We start from the raw sequence: 22,475 nt of genomic DNA on the forward strand, positions 1-22,475 counted from the left end.
GGCGCAGCGCCGGGCTCGGTCTACCTGTTCGACGCCGACTGCCGTCCATGCCGCCCCGATCTCGACGCCGACGGCGCGCTCTCCATCTTCGACTTCCTGCTCTTTCTCAATCTCTTCGACGACGGCGACCCACAAGCCGACTTCGACGGCGACGGCGAGCTGACCATCTTCGACTTCCTGGCGTTCCAGGATGCATTCGATGCGGGGTGTGCGTAGCCGCTACATCCACGTAAACGGCGTGCGATCCCGCGTCGAGACCATGCACTCGGTCTCGGGCAGCAAATCGATCAGGCGGTCGCGCAGGCGGGGGAGGTAGCCGCGCTCGGTGTTGGTGTGGCCGGCCAGCAGCACGCCCGCGCCCTTGCGGAGCAACTCCAGGGCCTCGTGGTGGGTCATCTCGCCGGTCACGAAGAAGTCGCAGCCCGCCGCCAGGGCATGGTTTCGCAGCGACGCGCCTGCCCCGGGGCACACGCCCACGGTCCGCACGGGCTTGTGCACGTCGTTATCAACCGCGGCCACCTTGACGGCCGGGATGCCCAGGAAGGTCTTGAGCCGGTCGGCGATCTCGGCCGGGGCGGCGGGGCGGTCGAGCACCAAACGCCGGCCCGCACCGGCGTGGCGCACGGGCTCGGGCAAGAGCTCATAAAGGTCCACCGCCGGCTCCTCGTAGGGGTGGAACTGGCGGAGGGTCTCCATCGCGATGGGCAGGGCGGCCTTGGAGCAAACCATCTCGAGGCGAAGCTCCTCGACGCGCTCAAGCTGGCCGATCTCGCCGACGGCCGGGTTGGCGTCGTCGTTGGCAAAGAACGTGCCCTTGCCGTCCACGCCGAAGGAGCAGGCCGTGTAGGCCCCGATGATGCCCGCGCCGGCCGACGCCAGGGCGTTGCGGACCTGGTCGGCGTCCTTGTGGGGCACGAAGGTGACGATCTTGATCTCTCGGCTGCCGGGCTGCTCGAGGTGTGGGGTCAGCGCACGCACGTCGCCGGCGATGCTCCCCTCGGTCTTCGAGCCGCTGATGGCCTCGCACAGCCAGTCGCACATGCCCCCCGGGGCGGCGTCCAGGCTGCTGTGGGGGCTGACCACCGACATGCCCGCCGTGACGGCCTGGAGCAGCATCTTGCCCATGGCCGTGTCGTCGGTCAGGCTCTTGATGGGGTGGAAGATGGGCGGGTGGTAGGCCAAGATGGCCGAGGCCCCGGCCGCCCGGGCTTCCTCCAGCACGTCGGGCGCCAGGTCGATGGTCAGCATGACGGGTCCGGAGAGGGCCTGGGTCCGCGAGCCCACGATGAGGCCCACGTTGTCCCAGTCTCCCGCGTACCGCAAGGGTGCGAAGCTCTCCAGCGCTTTGATCAGGTCGCCCACGGTTGCCATGGCCCATCGTACCGGCCGCAGAGGCCGATCGACCGATAGGGTGATGGATGCACCTGCGAGCCTTTGCCAAGCTGAACCTTGCCCTGGCGGTCGCCCCGCCCGAGGCCGACGGCCCACGCCGCGGCTGGCACCGCATCTGCTCGTGGATGCATGCCATCGATCTACACGACGACGTGACGGTCGAAGTCGATCGATCGCTCAAGGCTCCCCAACTCGACGCCCGCTGGGCCGACGACGCCCCGGTGCACGCCGGCGAAGCACTGGCATGGCCCGAAGAGCAGGACCTGGCACTCCGAGCAGCGCTGCGGCTCGATGAAGGAGCGCCGCTGCGCATCACTTTGCGCAAGCGCATCCCCGATGGCGGTGGCCTGGGCGGGGGCAGCAGCAACGCGGCCGCCGTGCTGCGCGCGGGCAACGCCCTGCTGGGGCTGGGCCATGGTCCGGCGAAGCTCCGCGAGATTGCCATGACCCTCGGCAGCGACGTGGCGTTCTTTATCGGCGACGCCGACCCGAGCCTGGACGCGCCGCCTCGGCCCGCGATCGTCGGCGGCTTCGGCGATCGCATCGAACGCCTGGCGGCGCCCAGCGAAACCATCGAGGTGACGCTGGCGATCCCGAGCTTTCCCTGCGCCACGGCCGAGGTGTACGCGGCCTTCGATGATCTGCACCCCGGCCCCCTGCGCGAGGCCGAGGTTCGGTCGCTTGCCATGCAGTCGCCGCGGGTGGCCTTGTTATTCAACGACCTGGCCCCGGCGGCCGAAGCGGTACGGCCTGAATTGAGAAGCTTGCGAACCGAACTGCAACGACATTGGGAAGCGCCGGTGCACATCACGGGCAGCGGCTCAACGATGTTCGCGATGGGCGCGCACCCCGGCGTGCCATCCTGCGTATCTCTCCGAGCGCAGTTGGCATGAGCGGCACCTTGCTCATCGGCATCGATCTCGGCGCCACGGGCCTTCGCGCCGGCGTGGTTGATGCGAACGGGCGTGTTGTCGCTCGGCACAAGCAGGCAACCCCGAGGGAACCAACGGCCTGCGCTCAAGCGATCGCCGGCGCGGTGCGCCGCGTGGCGGCCGAGACGGACGTGGGACGACCGAATGCCGTGGGCATTGGCGTGCCGGGCCCGGTCGTTGGCGGCACCATCACCGCAGCCATCAACCTGGATTGGCGGGACGTGCCCCTGGGCGAACTGGTGCAACGCGAGCTGGATGCGCCGGCGGTGCTCATCAACGACGTGAACGCCGCCGCACTGGCCGAGCAACGCCTTGGCGCCGCCCGGGGTGAATCGGACATGATCGCCCTGTGGATCGGCACGGGCGTGGGCGGCGGCGCGGTGCTTGGGGAGAAAGTCTACCTGGGCATCGAAGGCGTCGCGGTCGAAGCGGGCCACATCATTATCGATGCCCACGGCCCGCCGGGCGCGCGGACGGTGGAACAGTGCTGCTCTCGCCGCGCCATCGTGCGTGCAGTGCAAGCGGGCATCGACCGGGGCGAGCCGAGCATCGTGCGCGAAGCGACGCCGGAAGCCGTCGCCGACGCGTATCGACAGGGCGATGCATTGTGCGTCGGGGTCGTCGACGCCGCGCTCGGGCTCATCGGCTCGGCGGCGGCCAGCACGTGCGCGTTGCTTGGGCCACGGGTGGTGGTGGTGGGGGGCGCGCTGGTCGAGGGCATCGGTCCGGCTGTTGCCGAAGTCGTGGGCCGGGCCGCGAATGCCGACGCCTTTCCGCCCGGGCGTACGCTCTCGGTACGCCAGAGCGCCTTCGGGGACGACGCGGGACTCATCGGAGCCGCGCTGTTCGCCGCCGATACAATGTCGCGATGACGACGACCTCGACCAGCGATTCGACCACCATCGATCAGGCGATCGCCGCCGACCACGAGCGGCTCGTGGCCTTGAGACGCGACCTGCACCGAAACCCGGAGTTGAGCAACCGCGAGCACGAGACGGCCGCACGCATCGAGCTCGAGCTTCGCGAACTGGGCCTGGAGGTCAAGACCGGGCTGGCCAGCAACGGCACCGGCGTCATCGCCTATCTGCCCGCCACGCGTGAAACGCGCCAGACCGTCGCACTGCGCGCCGATATCGACGCGTTGCCCATCGCCGAAGCAACCGGCAAGCCCTACGCCTCGACGAACCACGGCGTTATGCACGCCTGTGGCCACGACGGGCATACGGCCATCCTGCTGGGCGCGGCGCGCGCCCTCGCTCGGGCAGGTGCGCGCCCGAACAATGTTCTGTTCGTTTTCCAGCCCGCCGAAGAAGACGGCGGCGGAGCCGAGGTCATGTGCCAGCAGGGGGCCTTGCGAGGTGCAGACGGCGGCGGCCTTGGCGAGCCGGTCACGCGCATCTTCGGCCTGCACGGCTGGCCGCGGATGCCCCTGGGCACGGTGGGCACGCGACCCGGGCCGTTGATGGCCAGCACCGACGACTTCGACGTGCGGATCGTGGGCAAGGGCGGGCATGCGGCGATGCCTCATCTGGCCCGCGACCCCATCCTTGCCGCCAGCGCAGTGGTGGTGGCGCTGCAGTCCATCGCGTCGCGCGCCGTGAATCCGAACGACGCGGGCGTCATCACCGTCGGTCAGTTCGAAGCCGGCACGGCCAACAACATCATTCCCGAGAGCGCCCGCCTGGTGGGCACCATCCGCGCGCTCAACGACGAAACCCGCTCGCTGCTGGGCGAGCGGTTCCGCGCCGTGGCCGAGTCGACCGCCGCGGCGCACGGTTGCACGGCAGAGATCGACTGGCAGCCTGGCTACCCGGTAACCAGCAACGATCCGGTGTGCGCCGAGCACGTGCTCTCGGTGGCCAGGCGTGTCCTGGGCGACGAATGCGTCGAAGTGGTGCCCGAGGCGAGCATGGGAGGCGAGGACTTCAGCTACTACGGCCAAGCGGTGCCGGCGTGCTTCTTCCTGCTCGGCCTCGCGCCGCCTGGCGCCGACGTCGACGCGCTCCCGCTGCTGCACCAGCCGGGCTTTGACTTCAACGACGATGCGCTGCCGATCGGCGTGCGGATGATGTGCGAGCTCGCACGGTCCGAGGTTTGAGCAACGTTCGGGTTCCCATACTCCAAACGAACACCGAAAATTTTGCTTGCATTCGCTCCCGCGATGCGGTAATCTGACTTCCAATGGGCGCACGACGACCGCCCGAAGGGAGAAAGAACATGAACCGCATCGCAACATCGACCGCCGCCATCCTGCTGGGTTGTACCGCAATGGCGCAGGCCAACAACGAGCGCCGGGTCACGCCCGACGAACCCCTGTTCATCGAGTTCCGCGTCGATCCGGGCGTGACAGGCACGCCCGACACGTTCGTGGTGTACCTTGGCCAGCCACAAGCAACCGACCCGGGCACGGGCCAGCGCTCGACGAGGCTGTCGAATCAGGGCTTGGGCATTGCCTTCCATCAGACCTCGCTGTTCGGCGACGTCGTCGGACCGATCGACATGGACCCGGGCGCGACGTTCACCTCCGCCGGTTCGCCCTACACGCAGCTCGACCCGGGCGAGGTCGAGATCGGTGGGCTCAGCGCCATGGCTATGGGCACCGAGAGCGGGCTCATCGAACTGAACATCACCAGCGGCGTGCTGATCGTCGATCTGGACGACATCCGCATCGAATGGGGCGAGGGGACCGGGCCGGACAGCTACACCCCCAGCGACGTGCAGCCCGAGATCACGGCGATGTACGTCGGCTCGCCGTGCTACGTCGATTTCGATCGCAACGGCACGCTCGACGTCTTCGACTTCCTGGCATACCAGAACGCGTTTGCCGTAGGCGATTACCGGGCCGACTGCGACGGCTGCGGCTCGCTGGACCTCTTCGACTTCCTGTGCTTCCTCACACGCTTCGACGACGGCTGCCCCTGAGCCTCAGCCCGCACGGGCGTTGCGGTTGTAGCCGTTGCGGCGCTTGTCCTCGCGCTCGACCGCCACGCCCTCGAAGAGCCTTGCCGACATCGGTCCCAGCACGCGCTCGACGCCCGAGATGAACTCGGGCTCGAGCCTGATGCGGGCCGGGTTGGTCGAGGGCACGGCCACGGGCTCGCACCCGCCGATGCACACCACGACCTCCAGCGGTGACGACGGCCCATCCACGGGCGCCCCGTTCTTCCGCGAGGCGTCGTGCTCACGCGCGAGAGCGTGGACCTGCTCGAGGGCGGTGGGCCCGCTGCCGTTCAAACGGCTGTCGCGCACGTAGAGGCGCATCTTGCCGCCTTCGAGCGGCACCGCCTCGATGGGCGTCATCTGCTCGACGATGATCTGCGCGTCGCCGCGCGAGCGATCGAGCCGCCCAAGCACGAACTTGGGCGAATCGTCCTCGAGCAGGTGCGCGTAGCGCTGGTAGGCATCGGTAAAGAGCACGGCATCGGCCGTCCCGGTCGTGTCCTCGATCGTGAGGATGCCCATCTTCTGTCCCGCGCTGCGGCCGCTGCGCGCGACGATCACGCGGGTGCTCTGCACCATGACCCCCGCGATCACGCGGCGGCCCTGCTCCACCTCGGCGAGTTGCCCCAGCTCGTGGCTGGCGAACGCGCGGATCCACGGGCCCCATTGCTCGAGTGGATGGCTCGACACGTAGAAGCCCAGCGTGTCCTTCTCGAACTTCAGCGTCTCCTGCTCGCCCCAGGGCTCGACGTTCACGAGCGCGGGCGAGGGCGCTTCCTCCGCCGCCGCGCCGCCGCCGAACAGCCCGCCCTGCCCGGCCGCCCGATCGGCCGCCGCGCTCTGGCCTGCGCTCACGGCCTGCTCGATGGACGCGACCATCGCCGCCCGCTGCTCGCGCGAGTGCACGGTGTCGAACGCGCCGGCCTTGACGAGGCTCTCGATCGTCGCCTTGTTCACGCTGCGCAGCGGGATGCGCTCGCAGAAGTCGAAGAGGTCCTTGAATGGCTCGGGCCCGTCTTCACCCTGCCGGGCGTTCACGATGGCCTCGATCGCGCCGCCGCCGGCGCCCTTGATGGCCTTGAGCCCGAAGCGGATGTGCCCGTGCTGGGCATCGTGCGGCTCGTCGGGCGCGTACACCACTTCGAAGTCCTGGCCCGACAGGTTTACGTCGGGCGGGGCCACGTCGATACCCGTGCGAATGACCTCGCCCGTCTTGGGGTCGATCACGCGCGTGCGCTTGCAGTCTTCCAGGTAGGGCAGCCAGTCGGCCACCTTCTGGGCCTGGCTCTCGAAGCTCAGGAACGCCGCCATGTACGGCGCCGGGAAGTACGTCTTCAGGTACGCCGTCTGGTACGCCACGATGGCGTAGCCGGTGCTGTGACTCTTGTTGAAGCCATAGCCGGCGAACTTGAGGATCAGCTCGAACAGTTCCTCGGCCTTGTCGCGCGTCAGGCCCTTCTTGCCGGCGCCCTCGACGAACTTGGGCCGCTCGGCCTCGATGATCTTTTCCTTCTTCTTGCTGATGGCCTTGATGAGCGAGTACGCCGCACGAAGCGGGATGCCGCCCAGCTCGTGGACGATCTGCATCACCTGTTCCTGGTACACCATCACGCCGTAGGTCTCGGCGGTGAAGCGATCGACGATCTCGTGCACCTTGGGCACGGGCTCCATGCCGTGCTTGCGCTTGTTGTACGCGGGGATCAGGTCCATCGGCCCGGGGCGGAACAGCGCGTTGGCGGCGATGAGGTCTTCCAGCCGGTCTGGCTTCATCTCCATGAGCAGGCGCCGCATGCCGCCCGATTCGAACTGGAACACGCCCGTGGTGTCGCCGCGCGCGAACATCTCGAACACCTTGGGATTGTCGTACGTCAGGCGGTCCAGGTCCAGCGGGTGGGGCCCGCCGTCACCCTTCTCTCGGCCCACGGCCGCGTAGATCGCATCCTCGTCCATCGCACTGGTTATGAGCGATCGCGCGCGCTCGATCACGCTGAGCGTGCGCAAGCCGAGGAAGTCCATCTTCAGCAGGCCCATCTTCTCGCAGGTGGGGCCGTCCCACTGCGTGATGGCCTCGTCCTCGCCGCCGCCGCTCTGCTTGTAGAGCGGTACGAGTTCGTGCAAGGGCCGCGTCGCAACGATGACGCCCGCCGCGTGCACGCTGGCGTGCCGGGCCTGGCCCTCCATCACCTTTGCGTTGGCGATGAGCCGCTGGATGGTGTCCCTGTCGGCATGCTGCTCGGGCGGCAGCTTGTCGTTGATCTTCGCCAGGGCAGCGGGCTTGCCGGCGGCGATATCCGCCCACTCGGGGTCCTCCGCCTCGGCCTTGTCCAGCGTCATGCCGAGCTGCTCGGGGATGGCCTTGGCAAGCCGATCCGCCGTGGGCAGGCTGATCGCCAGCACGCGCGCCACGTCGCGCACCGCGGCCCGCGCCTTGAGCGTTCCGAACGTGATGATCTGCGCCACGTGCCCGTACTTCTCGCGCACGTAGCGGATGACGTCGCCGCGGCCGTCCTGGCACAGGTCGATATCGATATCGGGATACTCGCTGCGGTCCGGGTCGGTGAATCGCTCGAACAGCAAGCCATACTTCACCGGGCACGCGTTGGACAAGCCCAGCACATACCCCGCCATCGTGCCCACGCCCGAGCCACGGGCCAAAGCCGGAATGCCCTTGGCCCGCCCCCAGTTCACGAAGTCCCACACGATCAGGAAGTATGCGCTGATGCTCTTGTCGGCCAGGATCTTCAGCTCGCGGTTCAGCCGGGCCCACTTGTCGAACGCGTCGGCATCGGCCGCCTTCTCACGCGCCACATCCGTGCCATCGGCGCCCTCGACGTACTCGTGCCGATGGGCCGTAATCTCCGGCCCATACCGCCACACCATGCCGCCCTCGGCCAGCAAGCGCAACGCCTGGTCGCACTGGAGGTTGAGCTCGCCGTGATCAAGCCCCGCATCGGCCGCCGGCTCGAGCGTAAACCTGGAACAATAGTCCTTGTACCACGCCGTCAGGAAACCGCCATACTGCTTCTCGTCGTGGCGGGGCAGCTCGTCTGGCGTGCGCACGACCACCACCGGCGCGTGGTTGGCGCCGATGGGCAACTCGACGTCGCACCGCGCCGCGATGCGCAGCGTGTTGTCGCACGCCTCGGCGCCGTCCTCGCCGTACTCGCCCTCGAACAGCTCGCGCATCTGCTGCGGCGTCTTGACGTACAGCTCGGGCGTGTAACGCAGCCGCTCCTGATCGTGCTTGTTCTTGCCCATCGAGATGCAGATGAGCGTGTCGTGCGCGTCGTGGTCCTCGGCACGCAGGAAGTGTGAGTCGTTGTCGCACACCAGCGGCACGCCGTGCTTCTTCGCCAGCTCGATCACGTGCGGGTTGATCGACACCTGCTCTTGCACGTGATGCTGCATCTCGCAGTAGAATCGCGGCCCGGTGCCCTCATCGGCGAACACCCGCTTGTGCCACTCGATGCTCTCTTCGGCCGCGTCCCACGAGGCCTGGCTCTTGGTGCGCGTGTACGCCAGCAGGTGGTCGCCAAGCTCGCTGCCCAGGTGCCCGTTGATGGCGATGAGCCCGCTGCTGTGCGCCTCGAGCAGCTCGCGGTCGATGCGCGGCTTGAAGTAGAAGCCCGTCAGGTACGCCTGGCTACACAGCAGCATCAGGTTGTTCCAGCCGGTGATGTTCTCGGCGAGCAAGACGAGGTGGTACCCGCCGTCGCTCACGCCGGTGTACGTGCGATCCTGCCGGGGTCGGCCTGGCGGGCAGACGTAGGCCTCCACGCCCAGGATGGGCCGGATGCCCCGCTTGCGGCATGCCTCGTAGAAGGCCACCGCGCCGAACATGTTGCCGTGGTCGGTCACAGCGACGGCCGGCGTGCCCAGTTCCTTGATGCGATCGGCCAGGCGATCGATGCGGTTGCCGCCGTCCAGCAGCGAGTACTCGGTGTGCAGGTGCAAGTGGGCAAAGCCCGAGCCGAGCTGGTCGAGCAAGGCCTGCTCGATGGATGTGTTTGGATCTTGCTTGGGTGCTTCCGTGCCCATGGCTTCGCCATCCTCCGTGATCAGCATCAACCAGAGAGGACGGTAGCCGAGCTGGCGTTGATCGGAATCGTACGTTGCGTCGTTGCGCACAAGACCCGATAATCGCCAACTTGTCGGTTATGGGAGATTTTGCACACAAATTCTTGTCATTGCAGGGGATCCAACATCGCATCTGGTCTCGTATCCGGTATTGTTCCATGGAGGGAGACGCTGCTCGGCCAACCGGCCGAAAGCGCTCAAGGACAACCCAGGATGGTGGGGGCATGGTGATCCGGTGCGATCGCGATGCGTCCTTCGGTTTCGGTCCGCCCGTCGGGTGGCTCGGGGCCGCGTCCGTCGTTTGGTTTGGTTATCTGGATTCATGGAGAGACGCTCGTCAGGAGCAGACAGCCAGAGAGAGCACAGCCCGAGAGAAACAAGGGAGATCTGAAGATGCGTTCTGCGATTGCAATCACCGCCATGCTCGCCGCCAGCGGCGCCGCCATGGCCGACTCGGTCGACCTGGCCTACACCGGCCCGGGCACCGGCCGGTCGTTCACCGTTCTTACCGATGGCACGTCCACTAGCGTGTTCGCCGGGCAGTTGACGTTCAGCGTGGCCAACGGCTCGGGCGCGGGCGCCCAGCTCAACGGCCCGCTGATGACCTACTGCATCGACGTGCTCGAGGGCGTGGGCGCCGGCCTGAACACCTACGACCTGGCCGACCTCAAGGACGCTCCGGTGACCGCCGGTGGCGACCCCGCCATGGGCGCCGAGAAGGCCAAGGCCATCGGCCGCCTGTACACCGCCGCGGGCGGCGACCAGTTCGGCACCAGCAACGACTTCGCCGCGGCCTTCCAGCTGGCCGTCTGGGAAGTCATCGCCGACTTCGGCAGCGACAGCGGCCTGAGCGTGGACTCGGGCGACTTCCAGGTCACCAGCAGCATCACCGCCGGCACCCAGTCGGTGCTCAACGGCCTGCTGGCCGCCGCCGCCGACGACAGCGTGTTCAGCTTCACCGGGCTCGGTGCCCTGACCAACGAAGGCTTCCAGGACCAGCTCTACAGCGTTGCCGTCCCGCTTCCCGGGGCGATGGGCTTGGCCGCCGTCGGTCTGGCCGGCGTGGGCTTCGCCACCCGCCGCCGCCGATTCTGAACCCCGTCGATGCCGGCCGGCTCGATCGGCCGAGCGCCCTGAAAGCGCTCGCCCCACGAGGCGGGCGTTTTACATGCGCTTGCCGGAACGTCCCGGAACACGCACCGTTGGTCCGCATAGCGGGCGATCGTCATAACCTACTGCAATAACTGAGCTTAGATCTCGACACTGCTCCCATTTCGAGTATGCTGGGAACGGATCGTCGCCGTCCGTGGCGGGAGGGGGAGAGCCGTCCCGTGTGGCCTCAATCCATAGCCGCCCAGCCGCCCCACATGCCAGTGGGCGGCTGGGCGGAGACTCGGACCAATCCAAAGAGAGGGACAGAGCCATGAAGGGTTCCATCATCGCCACCTTTGCCGTGCTCGCCACTTCGGCTATTGCCGCGGCCGACACGGTGACCATGAACTTCGTCGGTGCGGGTCATGGCCGGACGGCCACGATCCGCGTCGATGGCGATCGCTACACGGTGCACGCCGGCCAGCTCATCCACGACGTCACCGCCCGTTCGGGCTCCAGCGCTCCGGGCCTTGGGCAGCTGACGACTTACTGCGTCGACGTAGCCGAGTGGGTTAGCTACCAGAGCCGCGTGTACAACGTGAATGAGCTCACCGACGCCCCCGTTTCCCATGGCAACGCCGGCATGGACCAGCACAAGGCAGACGCTGTCGGCCGGCTCTACAGCTACGCCAACGGCCAGCAGTACGGCGCAGACAACAACTTCGCCGCCGCCTTCCAGCTTGCCGTATGGGAGGTCGTCAGCGACCTTGCCACCTCGACCACCGCGCTCAACGTCGCCGACGGCGACTTCCAGGCCTGGAACCTCAACAGCGGCACCATCAGCTACCTGAACACCCTGCTGGGCGTTGCCGTCGACGACGACGTGCGCATCAGCGACCGCGTCCTCGCCCTGACCAACGACGGGTCGCAGGACCAGATGTTCGAGGTCGCCGTGCCCCTGCCCACCACCGGGGCCATGGCCGCCGTGGGCCTTGCCGGCGCCGGGTTCTTCGGCCGCCGCCGCCGCGCCTGATCACGCCACCACGCCGATTCTCCGCATCGGCTCCATCTCCCGCGGCCCGGACACCGCTCCACCGCGTCACACCACCGCCCGCCGACCCAGGCGGGTGTGTTTTCGTGTCTCGAGCACCTAAACTCAACCGGTGGCAACGCGGACCTACACCTACACCCTGGGCGGCGGTCAGGCCCCCGAACCCGGCCCCCTCACGCGGCTGAAGGTCGCCCTCATGATGGGCGTGCTCGTCGTCATCGGCGCGGTGGTGCTTGCGGGCATCGTCGCCCTGGGCCTCGTGCTGCTGCCCTTCGCCCTCATCGCCGGCATCGTCGGGTGGTTCGTCATCCGCCACCGCATCCGTCAGGCGATGCGTGCCATGGAATCACCCAGGGAAGACACCTCAGGCCGGGAGAACGTCCGCGTTCGCCGCTCACCCGAGGGTCCCGCGGCCTGACGCTCAGCCCCTGCCGGCTTCTTCCAACGCTTCCCGCAGCGATCGGCTGACCGGCCCCACCGAGCCATCACCGATCTCGCGTCCCTCGATGCGCGTCATCGCCAGCAGGCCGAAGCTCGCGTTCGTGCAGAACACCTCGTCGGCGTCCAGCAGGTCTCCGATGGCCAGCATGCGCTTGCTGATCGCGATGCCCTGAGACTCGGCCAGCCCGAGAACCGCCGCCCGCGTCACGCCGGGCAGCACGGCGCTGGGCATCGCGCCGCCCTTGCCGGCAACCTCGGCCTCTTCCCCGCGCGCGATGGGCGTCATCAACTCGCCATCCTTGACGGCGAACACGTTGCTGACGCTCCCGCCGCACACGTGATTGGTCATGCTGAAGATCAGTGCCTCGGTCCCGCCCTTGGCCAGCGCATTCTGCAATTCGCGCAGCCGCCACCAGTAGTTCAGCGTCTTGTGCCCCGACGTCGGATCGAACGGGTTCGCCTTGGCGTCGGCCACCACCATCATGCCGCCCTGCTCGTACAGCGCCGCCGGATAGACCGTGGCCGGCTGCGCCACGATCGCCACCGTGGGCGTCTGCACGCCCGCGCCCACGCGCTCGGCCTCGCGTCGCACCAGGTTCAGGTCGCCACCGGTGACCGTCAGCCGCAGCCGGGCAACCTGCGCGTCGTTGTTCTCGAAGTATGCCTGCGCCGTGTGCTCGACGGCCTCCGCCAGCGGGTCGGCCCGCAGCGAGGAGGCCAGGCCCAGGTGCCGCGACGAGTCGACGAGCCGCGCCACGTGCTCGTCGACCCGCACGACGCGGACACCCGAGCCATCGCGGCGGGCGGTCATCGTCTCGAAGAGCCCGACCGCGTGCATGAAGCCAGCGTCCGAGAGCGAAACGCTCGCGGCCGGATCATCGTCCCGAAGCAGCCTTCCGTTGAGAAACACGGTTGCCATCGACGCTCAGCGTAGCCTCGCTTCGCACGAGCATCGCATCGCGCGTCCGCCGCGGCGGCAGCGAATCGAGCGCCCCGCTCGCCGCCAGGAAGGCCTGCGCGGGCACCTGGTGCGCCACGATCAGCCTCCCACGCCGCCACAGGCCTCGATACTCGACGCGGCCAAGCAGGATGCCCGCCACGCCGGGCCGGCCTTGCGCATCGTGCACCACCACCGGCCCCCCCGAGGCGCCACCCAGCTTCGACCAGCCCGACACCATGCGAAAGTACCGCAGCGTTTCGTCGACCTCGCTCAGGAACGGCTCGACCAGCACCGGCGCATCGCTCTCCAGAACCACGACCTCCCGCGGCGTGAACGAACCCGACACGGGCTCGCCCCGCGTCGGAAAGCCCACCAGGACCGCCCGATCGTCGGCCAGATCGCCCTCGACCAGCCGCGCGGGCATCGCGCCGAGTGCATCGACGTGCGCAGGGAATCGCACCAGCGCCCAGTCGCCGGCCTCCACCGGCTCGCCGCCCCCGGTAATCACCACCTCCAGCGGCATCACCACGCCGCGGCCCGAGCCCGGCTCGTTGACCCACATCCACGCGTACTGGGCGTCATCGGGCACCACGTGCGCCGCCGTTAAGAACCAGCGATCCGAGACGAACACCCCCGAACCACTGCCGCGAACACGCCCGCCGAAGAAGTCCACGCTCACCGGCGTGCAACCGAACACCGCCTCGGCGTCCGCGGGCCATGCCTGCCGCGTTGCGGTTTCCTCGAGCCCGGTGAAGGTGCAGCCCGCGAGCCCAACGGCGCCAGCCATCGCCAGCACCATCAGAAGCCTCACGGCAACACCCGCAGCGCCACGATCGTCTGGTCGTCGGTCATCCGGCTCAGGCCGGCAAAGCGCCGCACGCACCACACGATCTCCTTGACCAGCGAAGCCGCGGAAATGTCCGGATCTCGGCTCACCGTGTCATAGACGGATTGCGTCAAGCGAGGCCGACCATACCGCTCACCCTCGAAGTTCCGCGCATCGGTCATGCCATCGGTAAACATGACCAGCGTGTCACCGCCCAGCAGCGGCACGCGTTCTTCGCCGAAGACCTGGTTGGGCAGCACACCCGCGAGCATCCCGCTGCTGCGCATCGATCTTGCGTCCGCCCCGGCGATTTCCGTATTCTCGGGCGGCACGCCATCGACGACGGGCCGAAGCAGCAAGGGCGGATCGTGTCCGGCACTTGCATACACAAGCTCCAGGCTCACGGGGTCGACCACGGCGTACCACAGCGTCACAAATTCGTTGGGGAGCGAATCGCGGCAGAGATCGTTGTTGACCGCCGCCAGCACGGCCGCCGGAGCCGGATCTCGCGACACGTGCGCCAGCAGGCTTGCGCGCACGTGGCTCATGAGCAGCGCGGCCGCCACGCCCTTGCCCACCACGTCGCCCACCACGATGCCGATGCGTCGCTCGCCGGGCTTGCGGACATCGGTGTCCAGCTCGATGAAGTCAAAGAAGTCGCCGCTCAGCTCGAGGCTTGGCTCCCAGCTTGCGCCAAGGTCCAGGCGATCGTTCCTGGGCGGGCTCTTGGGCAGCATGCGCCGCTGCACGTCGCTGGCAAGCCTCAGCTGTCGCTGCAGCCGCCGCTCCTCGCGCTGCATACGAAGCAGCCTCGCCTGGCCGATCGCGACCGATGCCTGGTGGGCGATCGTCCGAAGCACACGATGCTCGGCCGGCGTGAACTGCCGCACACGCGAGCCATAGAGGCGGATGACGCCCAGCGGCTTGCCATTGAAGATCATGCCCGCGTGCAACGCGCTGGCCAGCCCTTCGGCCTTCGTACGCTCCTTCAGTTGCACGCGTGGATCGCGCTGCAGATCGGCTACCGCAACGACCTCGCCAGCCAACGCACGCTTGTCGAACTCGCGGTCGATCGAGAGCGGCAGCGGATTGGCCAGCCAGCTGTCGCTCAGGTTTCGGCTGACCCGGTGCTCGACGTCGCGCTCTTCGGGGGCGAGGCCCTGGCTCCCGGCATCGACGAACAACACCAGCGAACCGGCCCACAGGCCCAGCAGTTCGATGGCGCTGTCCAGCGCAATCCCCAGCACCTCGTCCTCGCTCTGGGCCGCCGCAAGCAGAGCGCTGAGCCGCTGCGTCGCGCTCAGTTCGCGCAAGCGGGCACGAAGCTCCAACTCGCGGTCGCAGACCTGGTCGGCCACGTCCACGACGAGCGCGACCGCCTGCTCGATCACCGCCGCCAGCGGCCCCTCCGTCGCCGGGCTCCGCCCCACGTGCACCCAGCCGATCACCCGGCCGTGGGCTCGCATGGGCACCGTAAACGCGCGTTCGGCCGCCAGCGCAGCCGCGTCCGGGCTCGTCTCGGCGATGCGCCAGGTCGCCGAAGCGTCGTCGCCGGGCAGGATCTCGCGACCCTGGGCATCCAGCAGCCGAACGGGCGCGTCCAGCAGGGTCGACAGCGTCGCGCACAACTGCACGAAGCCGCCGTCGCTGAGGAAGTCGGTGATCGAGAGCCCCGGGTCGTCCGTCGCCCGGGCAGACGCGCGGGCGGGTTGTGTGGTCATGCCGTCTGCCATCCTGCTCCGCCCCGAACCGTCGGGCCGCTTCACCCGCCGCCGGCGTCTTCGTCGGACGTTTCACCCTCGCCCTGACCGGCCGAGGCGCCGCCGCCGTCTTCAAGCCACACCGCTCGCAGCAGGGGCGTCAACGGATCTCGCCTTCCGGCTTCGCCTTCGCTCAAGCGCTCGAGTCCCAGGATGGTCGACACCCGATCACCCGCCTGGAAAGAAACATACGCCAGCAGAAGCGCACTCTCTCGCGTCCGGCGCGTGGAAGACTCATCGCGGATCTGCCGGGACAGCCGGTTGATCGCCGTGCGCAACCGATCTTGGCCGGGAAGCATGCCCTCCTCGTAGCGAGCGCCGACGAACTCGGGATGCTCCACCAGGAATGCGCGAAGGTTCACCGCGGCCGAGAGATCGAGCCCTGCGCCGATCTGCGCGTGCACGCGGCCGATCGCGGCAATGGCGTCCCCGGGTCGTGCCGCGAGCGCCATCGTGAAGCGCTGCTCGGCTTCGAAGTACCGGCCGTCTTGCATCATCGCCTGCCCGCGCTCGATGTGCAGGTCGTACGCCGACGCCCGATCGAGCTTGGGCGGGGCCACCTCCACCGTGCCCACGCCCTGCTTCAGCGTGGTGATCAGGTCCCGCCAGCCAGTCACCTGCTGCTCCATCGCTTCTTCGGGTTGGCCTCGCTCGAGCCCCTGGCCCTCAGCGCCGACGTCCATCAGCGTGCCTTCGCGCAGCACCTGCTGCAACGCCGAGAGCTGCTCCAGGAACGGGTCGCCGCCGCCAGAACGCCCCTGGCCCTCTTCGCCCGCGCCTTCTGCCGGTTCTGCCGGTTCGCCGCCGGGCGTCGTGCGAGACAGGAAGTCTTCCGAAAGCCGATCACGCAGCGCACGCTCGGCGCCCTCGCCGCCAGCCGCGCCCCGCTCGCGTTGTCCCGCCGCCTGCTCGGCTTGCCCACGATCGCGGCTCATGCGATCGCCCGTGGCCGGGTCACGCGGCGTGGTGGTCCGCTCGGCATCGCCCACGAGCTCCTCGCGAGCCAGCCCGCGCAAGGGCGAGGCCACCAGGCCCTGGGCAGTGCCCGACTCGTCTTCCTGCATGTAGAGCATCGAGGGATTCAGGCTTCGCTGCGCCGCGTACGCCGAGGTCGAACGCAGCGACAGGGCCGTCCCGGGCTCATACTCGCCCAGTTCGCCGGGCGTGGCCTGCCGGATATCCACGGCCCCGCTGACCGACTCGAGCGGATAGGAGGGGATGCCCGCCGTCACCCGATCGCCAGTGCGCGACGTGAGCAGGCTGCCCCGCAGGTTGCGTGGCGGCTCGTTGCCCACGGTGAGGGCGAACTGGTACTGCAACGCCTCGGTCCCGCGGATGCCGGTCCCCGCCAATCCGCTGGTGAACGAATCTCGCCGGAAGCTGAATAGATCGTCTGAGCCCACCCGCTGGCGGAAGTCATACTCCAACCCGTATCCCGTGACGCCACGGAAGCCCGCGCCCCCGGGCACGTTGCCGGTGACCAGGGCGTTGCGGAACCGCATCTCGGCCAAGTAATCGCGGGTCGGGCTGTTGACGCCCTGCCCGCCCACGCGGGTATTGCGATCAAGGGCCCGACCATCGCCCAGCGCGTTCTGTGCGAGGCACGTGCCCGCCGAAAGCAGCAACACCACGACACTCACGCCCACTAATCGCATCACCGGCCTCCGTTCATCCGCTGCGGATCGTCCGCCTGGACGATATCTGTAAGGATAGCCCGAGGGCCCCTCTCTTACAGGTACGACATCGGCCCCCCGCCGGGTTCTGGTCAATCCTTGCACCGCCACCAACAAGACCGATAACACAAGTAAGTATTCACCAGCTTTTTCGCCAAAGCTGCCGGTCAGCCAGCCCGGCGGCATCCGTGCATGGTGTAGAATCCCCACCGGACCGCACGATGAACAACCGCGGCTCGCTGGGTCGGTACGGTCCTGCATGCCACTTCATGGCTGCGCGGGCCCCGTGGTTCACACGCAACGATCGCGGAGCGATCGAACTCTCCCAGATGAGCAGGAGGCCTCAACCATGTCCACGATGACACGCCACTCCCAGTCGCCCATCGTTCCCAAGGCCAACGCCAGCCTGGGCCTGCTGGCCCTGGTTGCCATCGCCATCGCCTCGGTCGCGCTGCTGCGGCCCCAGGCCGACGCATCATCGGTCGCTCGGGCTACCCCCACGCCCGTGGCAACCGTCGACCTCGTGGCCGTCATTACCCAGCTGGACGAGTTCAAGGTCATCGACCAGCGCATCCAGGCCGACGTCGAGAAGAAGTCCAACGAGATCAAGCAGTTAACCCAGGAGATCGAGGGCCTGACCGCCGACATGGAGCGCCTCGACCCCGCCAGCGATGCCTACGACCAGATCTTCCGCGAGCGGAACATGAAGATGGGCTTCCGCGAGCTCCGCGGCTCCATGCTCGTCAAGTGGCAGCAGGAGGACACCGCCCGCGTCCTGACCGATCTCTACGAGAAGGCCCTCAAGGCCGTCGAGGACGTCGCCAAGCGCGACGGCTGGGAGGTGGTGATCCACGGCGGTCAGCCGCTCATGGTGCCCCGCAACCCCAACGTCCGGGCCGAGGCCGCCGTGGACTTTGTGGAGAACTTCATCCAAACTCGCCGAGTCATTTACGCTGGCGAGAGCGTGAACATCACCAAGAGCGTGGTGCAGCACATGAACAACCAGTACGCCGCCGGAGGCTGAGCACCCCAACGATCTCCTGACGCCGCCCGCCGTACCATCGCGTTCCACTCCGTCGAGGCCAGCCCGTGCGCACATCCGCTCCTGCCCAACATCAGAAGTCAAAGGCCGCGACCAACGCGATGAACGACCAGAGGCCGCAGGCCACCACCACCGGTACGCTGGCCGAGATCCTCCAGGCCCGCCTTGTCGGGCCGGCCGACATCCCGCTGGCCGACATTGCCCCGCTCGACAAGGCCACCCCCGGCGCTCTCACCTTCATCCGAGACCAGCGCCACGCCGCGGCCTGGAACACGTCCAACGCCTCGGCCGCCCTGGTCACCGAAGGCGTCCGCCTGGACCACACCGAAGCCTCCGATCGAGCCGTTCTCTACGTGCCCGACGCCGACCGCGCGCTGCTCACGCTCCTGAACGCCTTCGCCGAGCACGCCGCACCGCCCCCCGCCGAGCCGGGCATCGATCCCTCGGCTCAGGTCGACCCATCGGCGAACGTCGAAGGAGCTTCCATCGGGCCCATGTGCGTCGTCGGGCCGGGCTGCCGGGTGGCGCCCGGGGCCGTCCTGGTTGCCCGCGTCACGCTGGGCCAGAACGTCTCGGTCGGCTCCAAGTCGGTGCTGCACCCCGGCGTCGTCGTGCAGCACGGCTGCACCGTGGGCGAGCGCTGCACCCTGCACCCGGGCGTCGTCGTCGGAGCCGACGGCTTCGGCTACCTTCCCGGGCCAAACGGGGCCATCAAGATCCCACACCTGGGCGCGGTGGTGATCGAGGACGACGCCGAGATCGGCGCCAACACCTGCATCGATCGCGGCAAGCTCGCCGACACGCGCATCGGCCGGGGCACCAAGATCGACAACCTCTGCCAGATCGGCCACAACGGCGATATCGGCACGAACGTCATCATCTGCGGCTGCTGCTCCATCGCAGGCAGCGTCACCATCGGCGACGGCGTCACCATCGCCGGCTCCGTGGCCGTGAGCGACGGCGTCAAGATCGGCAAGGGCGCCACCATCGGCGCCCGCAGCGGCGTCATCAACGACGTGCCCGTCGGCGAGACATGGCTGGGCATGCCCGCCATGCCCGCACGCGAGGCCGCCGCCAACTACGCCCAGTTCCGAACGCTCTCCCGGGACATCCGCCAGCTCCGCAAGCGCCTGCGCGACGCATGACCTCGCCCACCGCACACCCCGTCGCCCGAAAGACGCTCAAGCGAGAGGCAGTCCTCGCTGGTCAGGGCCTCTTCTCGGCGCAAGCGTCGACCATCACGTTTAAACCCGGCAAGGACGGGCTCACGCTCGTGCGATCCGACGTGGCCGCCCACCTCCCGGTCGACTACTCCGCGTGCACTACCAATCCCGTCCATGCGGGGTTCAGCAGCGGCCAGCCGCGCAGCACGAATCTCGCGCGAGGCCACGGCATGGTCGCGACGGTCGAGCACATGCTCTCGGCGCTCACGGGCCTTGGCATCACCGATTGCGATATCGAGATCGACGGCATCGAGGTGCCCATCTTCGACGGGTCGGCCCAGACGTTCGTGCAAGCCTTGCTTGATGCGGGCATCGAGGAACTGGGCGACACGATCGATCCCATCGTGCTCGAGCAAGCCGTCAAGGCCGAGCACCTCAACGCCAGCATCGTCGCCGAGCCGCGCAGCAAGCCGGGCTGGTCCATCACCTACATCCTCGACTACGGCCGCGGCTCGGCCATCGAAAACCAAACTGTCACCTGGGACGGTTCGCCCGATGCCTACGCACGCTCGATCGCACCGGCCCGCACCTTCTGCATGGAGCACGAAGCCAAGGCGCTCCAGCGAACCGGGCTCTTCGAGAACCTCACGCCCGCCGACATGCTGGTCATCGGCCTGAACGGGCCCATCGACAACGCGTATCGCTTCGACGACGAGCCCGCCACGCACAAGCTGCTGGACGTCATCGGCGACCTCACGCTGGCCGGCCGACCCATCCAGGCCGACATCGTCGCCTCGCGCTCGGGCCATCAGCTGAACCAGCGGCTGGCCAACGCGCTGGTCAACCGATTTCCGCGCATGCCGATCGAACCGCGGCCGTAGGCCTCATTTCTCGAAGCCGAAGCGCTCGCCGTCCTTCCACTTGTCGCGCTGGTTGCCAAAAGCCGGCACGCCACCGGCGTCCTTGAGCATGCGTGCCATGTGCAGCAGGTTCCAGGTCATGATCGTGAGGTTGCGATTGGTGAAGTCGTTGTCCTCGGCGTGCGACTCGCTATCGAGATAGCTTGGCCCCGGGCCCGCCTCGCCGATCCAACCGGCGTCGGCCTGCGGCGGAATCGTGAAGCCAACGTGCGCCAACGCGTAGAGGATGCCCATCGAGCAGTGCTTGATGCCATCTTCATTGCCCGTAATCACGCAGCCGCCCACGCGGCCGTAGTAGTCTGACTGCCCCTTGTCGTTTAGGTCCGCCGAGTTGCTGTAGAGTCGCTCGATGAGCTTGGTGCATTCCGAACTCTTCTCGCCGAGCCAGATGGGCGTGCCGATGACCAGGATATTCGCCGACATCACCTTCTTGTGCAGCTCGGGCCACTCGTCGGCGTCGTAGCCCTCCTTGGTCATGTCGGGCTGCACGCCCGGCGGCACGTGGTGATCGACCAGCCGGATGTTCTCGACCACCACGCCCACTTTCTCCATCAGCCGGATGGACTTGTCCATCAGGCCCTGCGTGTGGCTGGTATTCGGAGAGCGCTTGAGCGTGCAATTGATGAAGACGGCGCGAAGATCGTCGTACTTCGCGGGCGCCCGGTCGATCAGCTTCGCATCCATGAAGAGAGCCTCCTTCTCGGAGGCAGTCTACACGCCGATGATTCATCACGGGTCGCGATGAGCGATCTTTCAACCCCCGCCCGAGCTGCGCAGGAAGCGGGTCATGTCGCGCATCAGCAGCTCGCCGCGGCGACGCTCCAGCGGGCTTGCGTGCTGGCCGATGTTGTTGTTCATCACGTCGAACATGCGGCCCATGATCCGCGCGGGCGGGCCCTGGCCGTCCTTGATGGCCTGCTCGTCGCGCTGGGCCTGCCGCCGGGCACGCTCCAGCCGCTCCTCGGGCGTGCGGTCGCGCACCTCGCCGCCCATCATCTCGAGCGTCGTTTCAAACTTCACGAAGGCCTCGGCCAGGTACTCGTCGCGTCGCTCTTGCGGCACGCCCTGATACTCGACGGCCATCGAGTCCCAAAGCTCGATCGCCAGGCGGCTGGCGTTCTCTTCGAGCTGCTCGCGTGCCTTGCCGCGGATCGACCCGGCAAATGCCGCCAGCATGAGCGAATCGCTCGAGTTCATGTTCTCCATGCGCTGGATGAGCATGCCAACAAGTTCGAGCCGGCGCTCCAGCGGCAGATCGTTGAACTCGCTCTGAAGGAGCGTGAAGTTCATGATGGTGTCGATGCGGGCGTTCTCATAGTCAGGCACCGGCGTGGGCCTGAACACGAAGTACCCCGACACGCCCAGCACCACGACCAGGCCGGCGGCAAAGGGCCAGTACCTGCGCGACCAGCGCCGCCAGTTGTCGCCATCGCGCAGCGTGTTGCGCTCGAAGTCGGCGATGCGCTCGCGCCAGGCGCCGATGTTGATCCGCCGGCGATCGAGGCGGCTGAGCGTCTTGAGCATGTCGTCGCGCGTGCTCATGTGCCGATTCCCAGTATGCGACCGATCTCACCAAAGAGCGCTTCGCCGTCCTCGGGCGCCAGCTCCTCGAGCCAGTCGGCCCGCATGGAGGGAAAGTACACGGCGTTCTGGGCCGGCCCGCCCGCGCGAAGGACGTGCCAGTCACCCGCGCAGTTCAGCAGGGGAATGGAGACGCCCCTTTCGCTCTGGGTCTCGATCGCGGTCGTCACGGCCCGCTCCAGCCGCGGGCTCTCGGCCGCGAAGGCAAGCTCGGTGGCCGTCATGACCAGGCCCGGAAAGTACTCGTAGCTCGTGCCCGCGCTGGCCCACAGCGGGGCTTCCTTGCCGCCGCGATCGCTCGGGCAGCGATAGCACGAGTTCGCGCCCAGCACGAAGTCTTCATCGGGCGAGGCGCGGCGAGGCACGGGCGTGTCCAGGTACTGGCTCAAGACGTCCAGCAGGCTCGGGTCGCTGCCGCCGCCCGGCTCGCCGCTGTGGAACGGCCGCACCACCGGCAGCACGCCCTTGGACTCGGTGTCGAGGTACATCTGGGTGCCCACGCCGATCTGGGCGAGGTTGGCCAGGCACGCGGTGCGGCGGGCGCTCTCACGCGCGCTGCCCAGCGTGGGAATGAGGATGCCGATGAGCACGCTGATGATCGCGATGACAGCCAGCAACTCGATGAGCGTGAATCCCTTGCGCATG

At 67.9% G+C, this 22,475-nt stretch carries 19 protein-coding genes; 10 read left to right on the forward strand and 9 right to left on the reverse strand.

The features are described 5' to 3' along the window. Nucleotides 1-219: 219 nt before the first annotated feature. Complete coding sequence (locus tag RIE32_08780; GenBank protein MEQ9096343.1) at nt 220-1,371, reverse strand: Nif3-like dinuclear metal center hexameric protein; 1,152 nt, start codon at nt 1,369-1,371, stop codon at nt 220-222. Nucleotides 1,372-1,418: 47 nt separating this feature from the next. On the opposite strand from RIE32_08780, the gene RIE32_08785 reads away from it, so the two are divergent. From RIE32_08785 to RIE32_08800, 4 genes are all read left to right on the forward strand, one after another. Next, nucleotides 1,419-2,285, forward strand: a complete 867-nt coding sequence (locus RIE32_08785; GenBank protein MEQ9096344.1) for a hypothetical protein — start codon at nt 1,419-1,421, stop codon at nt 2,283-2,285. Continuing rightward, nucleotides 2,282-3,196 carry an ROK family protein gene (locus RIE32_08790; protein MEQ9096345.1) on the forward strand — a complete coding sequence of 305 codons (915 nt, stop codon included), beginning with the start codon at nt 2,282-2,284 and terminating at the stop codon, nt 3,194-3,196. The genes RIE32_08785 and RIE32_08790 overlap by 4 nt, the downstream gene beginning before the upstream one ends. Beyond that, the gene (locus RIE32_08795) at nt 3,193-4,422 is read left to right on the forward strand and encodes an amidohydrolase (protein MEQ9096346.1); all 1,230 of its coding nucleotides are present in this window, start codon (nt 3,193-3,195) and stop codon (nt 4,420-4,422) included. The genes RIE32_08790 and RIE32_08795 overlap by 4 nt, the downstream gene beginning before the upstream one ends. Nucleotides 4,423-4,541: 119 nt before the next feature. After that, nucleotides 4,542-5,246, forward strand: coding sequence for a hypothetical protein (locus tag RIE32_08800; GenBank protein MEQ9096347.1), 705 nt, complete (start codon nt 4,542-4,544; stop codon nt 5,244-5,246). Between the two features lie 3 nt (nt 5,247-5,249). On the opposite strand, the gene dnaE is transcribed toward RIE32_08800, so the two are convergent. Then, entirely contained in the window at nt 5,250-9,329 is a 4,080-nt protein-coding gene (gene dnaE / locus RIE32_08805; protein MEQ9096348.1) for a DNA polymerase III subunit alpha, read from the reverse strand. 405 nt (nt 9,330-9,734) lie between these two features. Between dnaE and RIE32_08810 the strand changes: the two genes are divergently transcribed. The 3 genes from RIE32_08810 to RIE32_08820 all read left to right on the forward strand — a co-directional run bounded on the left by RIE32_08810 (nt 9,735) and on the right by RIE32_08820 (nt 11,902). Beyond that, complete coding sequence (locus RIE32_08810; GenBank protein ID MEQ9096349.1) at nt 9,735-10,436, forward strand: hypothetical protein; 702 nt, start codon at nt 9,735-9,737, stop codon at nt 10,434-10,436. Nucleotides 10,437-10,764: 328 nt separating this feature from the next. Further along, on the forward strand, nt 10,765-11,466 hold the full coding sequence (locus RIE32_08815) for a hypothetical protein (protein MEQ9096350.1): 702 nt from the start codon (nt 10,765-10,767) through the stop codon (nt 11,464-11,466). 130 nt (nt 11,467-11,596) lie between these two features. Next, entirely contained in the window at nt 11,597-11,902 is a 306-nt protein-coding gene (locus RIE32_08820; GenBank protein MEQ9096351.1) for a hypothetical protein, read from the forward strand. A gap of 3 nt (nt 11,903-11,905) precedes the next feature. Here the strand turns inward: RIE32_08820 and RIE32_08825 are convergent, their stop codons facing one another. Genes RIE32_08825 through RIE32_08840 form a run of 4 tightly spaced genes read right to left on the reverse strand, consistent with a single transcriptional unit; the run spans nt 11,906 to nt 17,106 of the window. Next, a complete protein-coding gene (locus RIE32_08825) occupies nt 11,906-12,844 on the reverse strand; it encodes an aminotransferase class IV (protein MEQ9096352.1) in 939 nt (312 codons plus the stop codon). Then, nucleotides 12,801-13,676: a serine protease gene (locus tag RIE32_08830; GenBank protein ID MEQ9096353.1), complete on the reverse strand. Its 876-nt coding sequence runs from the start codon at nt 13,674-13,676 to the stop codon at nt 12,801-12,803. The genes RIE32_08825 and RIE32_08830 overlap by 44 nt, the downstream gene beginning before the upstream one ends. After that, nucleotides 13,673-15,412 carry a SpoIIE family protein phosphatase gene (locus RIE32_08835; protein MEQ9096354.1) on the reverse strand — a complete coding sequence of 580 codons (1,740 nt, stop codon included), beginning with the start codon at nt 15,410-15,412 and terminating at the stop codon, nt 13,673-13,675. The genes RIE32_08830 and RIE32_08835 overlap by 4 nt, the downstream gene beginning before the upstream one ends. Before the next feature lie 41 nt (nt 15,413-15,453). Then, on the reverse strand, nt 15,454-17,106 hold the full coding sequence (locus RIE32_08840; protein ID MEQ9096355.1) for a hypothetical protein: 1,653 nt from the start codon (nt 17,104-17,106) through the stop codon (nt 15,454-15,456). A gap of 367 nt (nt 17,107-17,473) precedes the next feature. On the opposite strand from RIE32_08840, the gene RIE32_08845 reads away from it, so the two are divergent. The 3 genes from RIE32_08845 to RIE32_08855 all read left to right on the forward strand — a co-directional run bounded on the left by RIE32_08845 (nt 17,474) and on the right by RIE32_08855 (nt 20,210). Next, the gene (locus RIE32_08845) at nt 17,474-18,148 is read left to right on the forward strand and encodes an OmpH family outer membrane protein (protein ID MEQ9096356.1); all 675 of its coding nucleotides are present in this window, start codon (nt 17,474-17,476) and stop codon (nt 18,146-18,148) included. A 119-nt stretch (nt 18,149-18,267) separates the two neighbouring features. Then, a complete protein-coding gene (gene lpxD, locus RIE32_08850) occupies nt 18,268-19,311 on the forward strand; it encodes a UDP-3-O-(3-hydroxymyristoyl)glucosamine N-acyltransferase (protein MEQ9096357.1) in 1,044 nt (347 codons plus the stop codon). Further along, the gene (locus tag RIE32_08855) at nt 19,308-20,210 is read left to right on the forward strand and encodes a UDP-3-O-acyl-N-acetylglucosamine deacetylase (protein ID MEQ9096358.1); all 903 of its coding nucleotides are present in this window, start codon (nt 19,308-19,310) and stop codon (nt 20,208-20,210) included. Before lpxD ends, RIE32_08855 begins: the two co-directional genes overlap by 4 nt. Nucleotides 20,211-20,213: 3 nt before the next feature. Here RIE32_08855 and RIE32_08860 read toward each other — a convergent pair whose 3' ends face one another. From RIE32_08860 to RIE32_08870, 3 genes are all read right to left on the reverse strand, one after another. Continuing rightward, the gene (locus RIE32_08860; GenBank protein MEQ9096359.1) at nt 20,214-20,933 is read right to left on the reverse strand and encodes an NAD(P)H-dependent oxidoreductase; all 720 of its coding nucleotides are present in this window, start codon (nt 20,931-20,933) and stop codon (nt 20,214-20,216) included. Nucleotides 20,934-21,002: 69 nt separating this feature from the next. Continuing rightward, the gene (locus RIE32_08865; protein MEQ9096360.1) at nt 21,003-21,791 is read right to left on the reverse strand and encodes a hypothetical protein; all 789 of its coding nucleotides are present in this window, start codon (nt 21,789-21,791) and stop codon (nt 21,003-21,005) included. Further along, on the reverse strand, nt 21,788-22,474 hold the full coding sequence (locus tag RIE32_08870; protein ID MEQ9096361.1) for a DUF1559 domain-containing protein: 687 nt from the start codon (nt 22,472-22,474) through the stop codon (nt 21,788-21,790). The genes RIE32_08865 and RIE32_08870 overlap by 4 nt, the downstream gene beginning before the upstream one ends. Nucleotide 22,475 lies beyond the last annotated feature (1 nt).

The sequence above is a fragment of the Phycisphaerales bacterium genome (assembly GCA_040221175.1).
Lineage (GTDB): Bacteria > Planctomycetota > Phycisphaerae > Phycisphaerales > UBA1924 > JAHCJI01.

What these genes read in the sequence shown, in the direction of transcription:
- RIE32_08780 (MEQ9096343.1), bottom strand. Translation starts at nt 1,371, where the DNA reads ATGGCAACCGTGGGCGACCTGATCAAAGCGCTGGAGAGCTTCGCACCC.
- RIE32_08785 (MEQ9096344.1), top strand. Translation starts at nt 1,419, where the DNA reads ATGCACCTGCGAGCCTTTGCCAAGCTGAACCTTGCCCTGGCGGTCGCC.
- RIE32_08790 (MEQ9096345.1), top strand. Translation starts at nt 2,282, where the DNA reads ATGAGCGGCACCTTGCTCATCGGCATCGATCTCGGCGCCACGGGCCTT.
- RIE32_08795 (MEQ9096346.1), top strand. Translation starts at nt 3,193, where the DNA reads ATGACGACGACCTCGACCAGCGATTCGACCACCATCGATCAGGCGATC.
- RIE32_08800 (MEQ9096347.1), top strand. Translation starts at nt 4,542, where the DNA reads ATGAACCGCATCGCAACATCGACCGCCGCCATCCTGCTGGGTTGTACC.
- dnaE (MEQ9096348.1), bottom strand. Translation starts at nt 9,329, where the DNA reads ATGCTGATCACGGAGGATGGCGAAGCCATGGGCACGGAAGCACCCAAG.
- RIE32_08810 (MEQ9096349.1), top strand. Translation starts at nt 9,735, where the DNA reads ATGCGTTCTGCGATTGCAATCACCGCCATGCTCGCCGCCAGCGGCGCC.
- RIE32_08815 (MEQ9096350.1), top strand. Translation starts at nt 10,765, where the DNA reads ATGAAGGGTTCCATCATCGCCACCTTTGCCGTGCTCGCCACTTCGGCT.
- RIE32_08825 (MEQ9096352.1), bottom strand. Translation starts at nt 12,844, where the DNA reads ATGGCAACCGTGTTTCTCAACGGAAGGCTGCTTCGGGACGATGATCCG.
- RIE32_08835 (MEQ9096354.1), bottom strand. Translation starts at nt 15,412, where the DNA reads ATGACCACACAACCCGCCCGCGCGTCTGCCCGGGCGACGGACGACCCG.
- RIE32_08840 (MEQ9096355.1), bottom strand. Translation starts at nt 17,106, where the DNA reads ATGCGATTAGTGGGCGTGAGTGTCGTGGTGTTGCTGCTTTCGGCGGGC.
- RIE32_08845 (MEQ9096356.1), top strand. Translation starts at nt 17,474, where the DNA reads ATGTCCACGATGACACGCCACTCCCAGTCGCCCATCGTTCCCAAGGCC.
- lpxD (MEQ9096357.1), top strand. Translation starts at nt 18,268, where the DNA reads ATGAACGACCAGAGGCCGCAGGCCACCACCACCGGTACGCTGGCCGAG.
- RIE32_08855 (MEQ9096358.1), top strand. Translation starts at nt 19,308, where the DNA reads ATGACCTCGCCCACCGCACACCCCGTCGCCCGAAAGACGCTCAAGCGA.
- RIE32_08860 (MEQ9096359.1), bottom strand. Translation starts at nt 20,933, where the DNA reads ATGGATGCGAAGCTGATCGACCGGGCGCCCGCGAAGTACGACGATCTT.
- RIE32_08865 (MEQ9096360.1), bottom strand. Translation starts at nt 21,791, where the DNA reads ATGAGCACGCGCGACGACATGCTCAAGACGCTCAGCCGCCTCGATCGC.
- RIE32_08870 (MEQ9096361.1), bottom strand. Translation starts at nt 22,474, where the DNA reads ATGCGCAAGGGATTCACGCTCATCGAGTTGCTGGCTGTCATCGCGATC.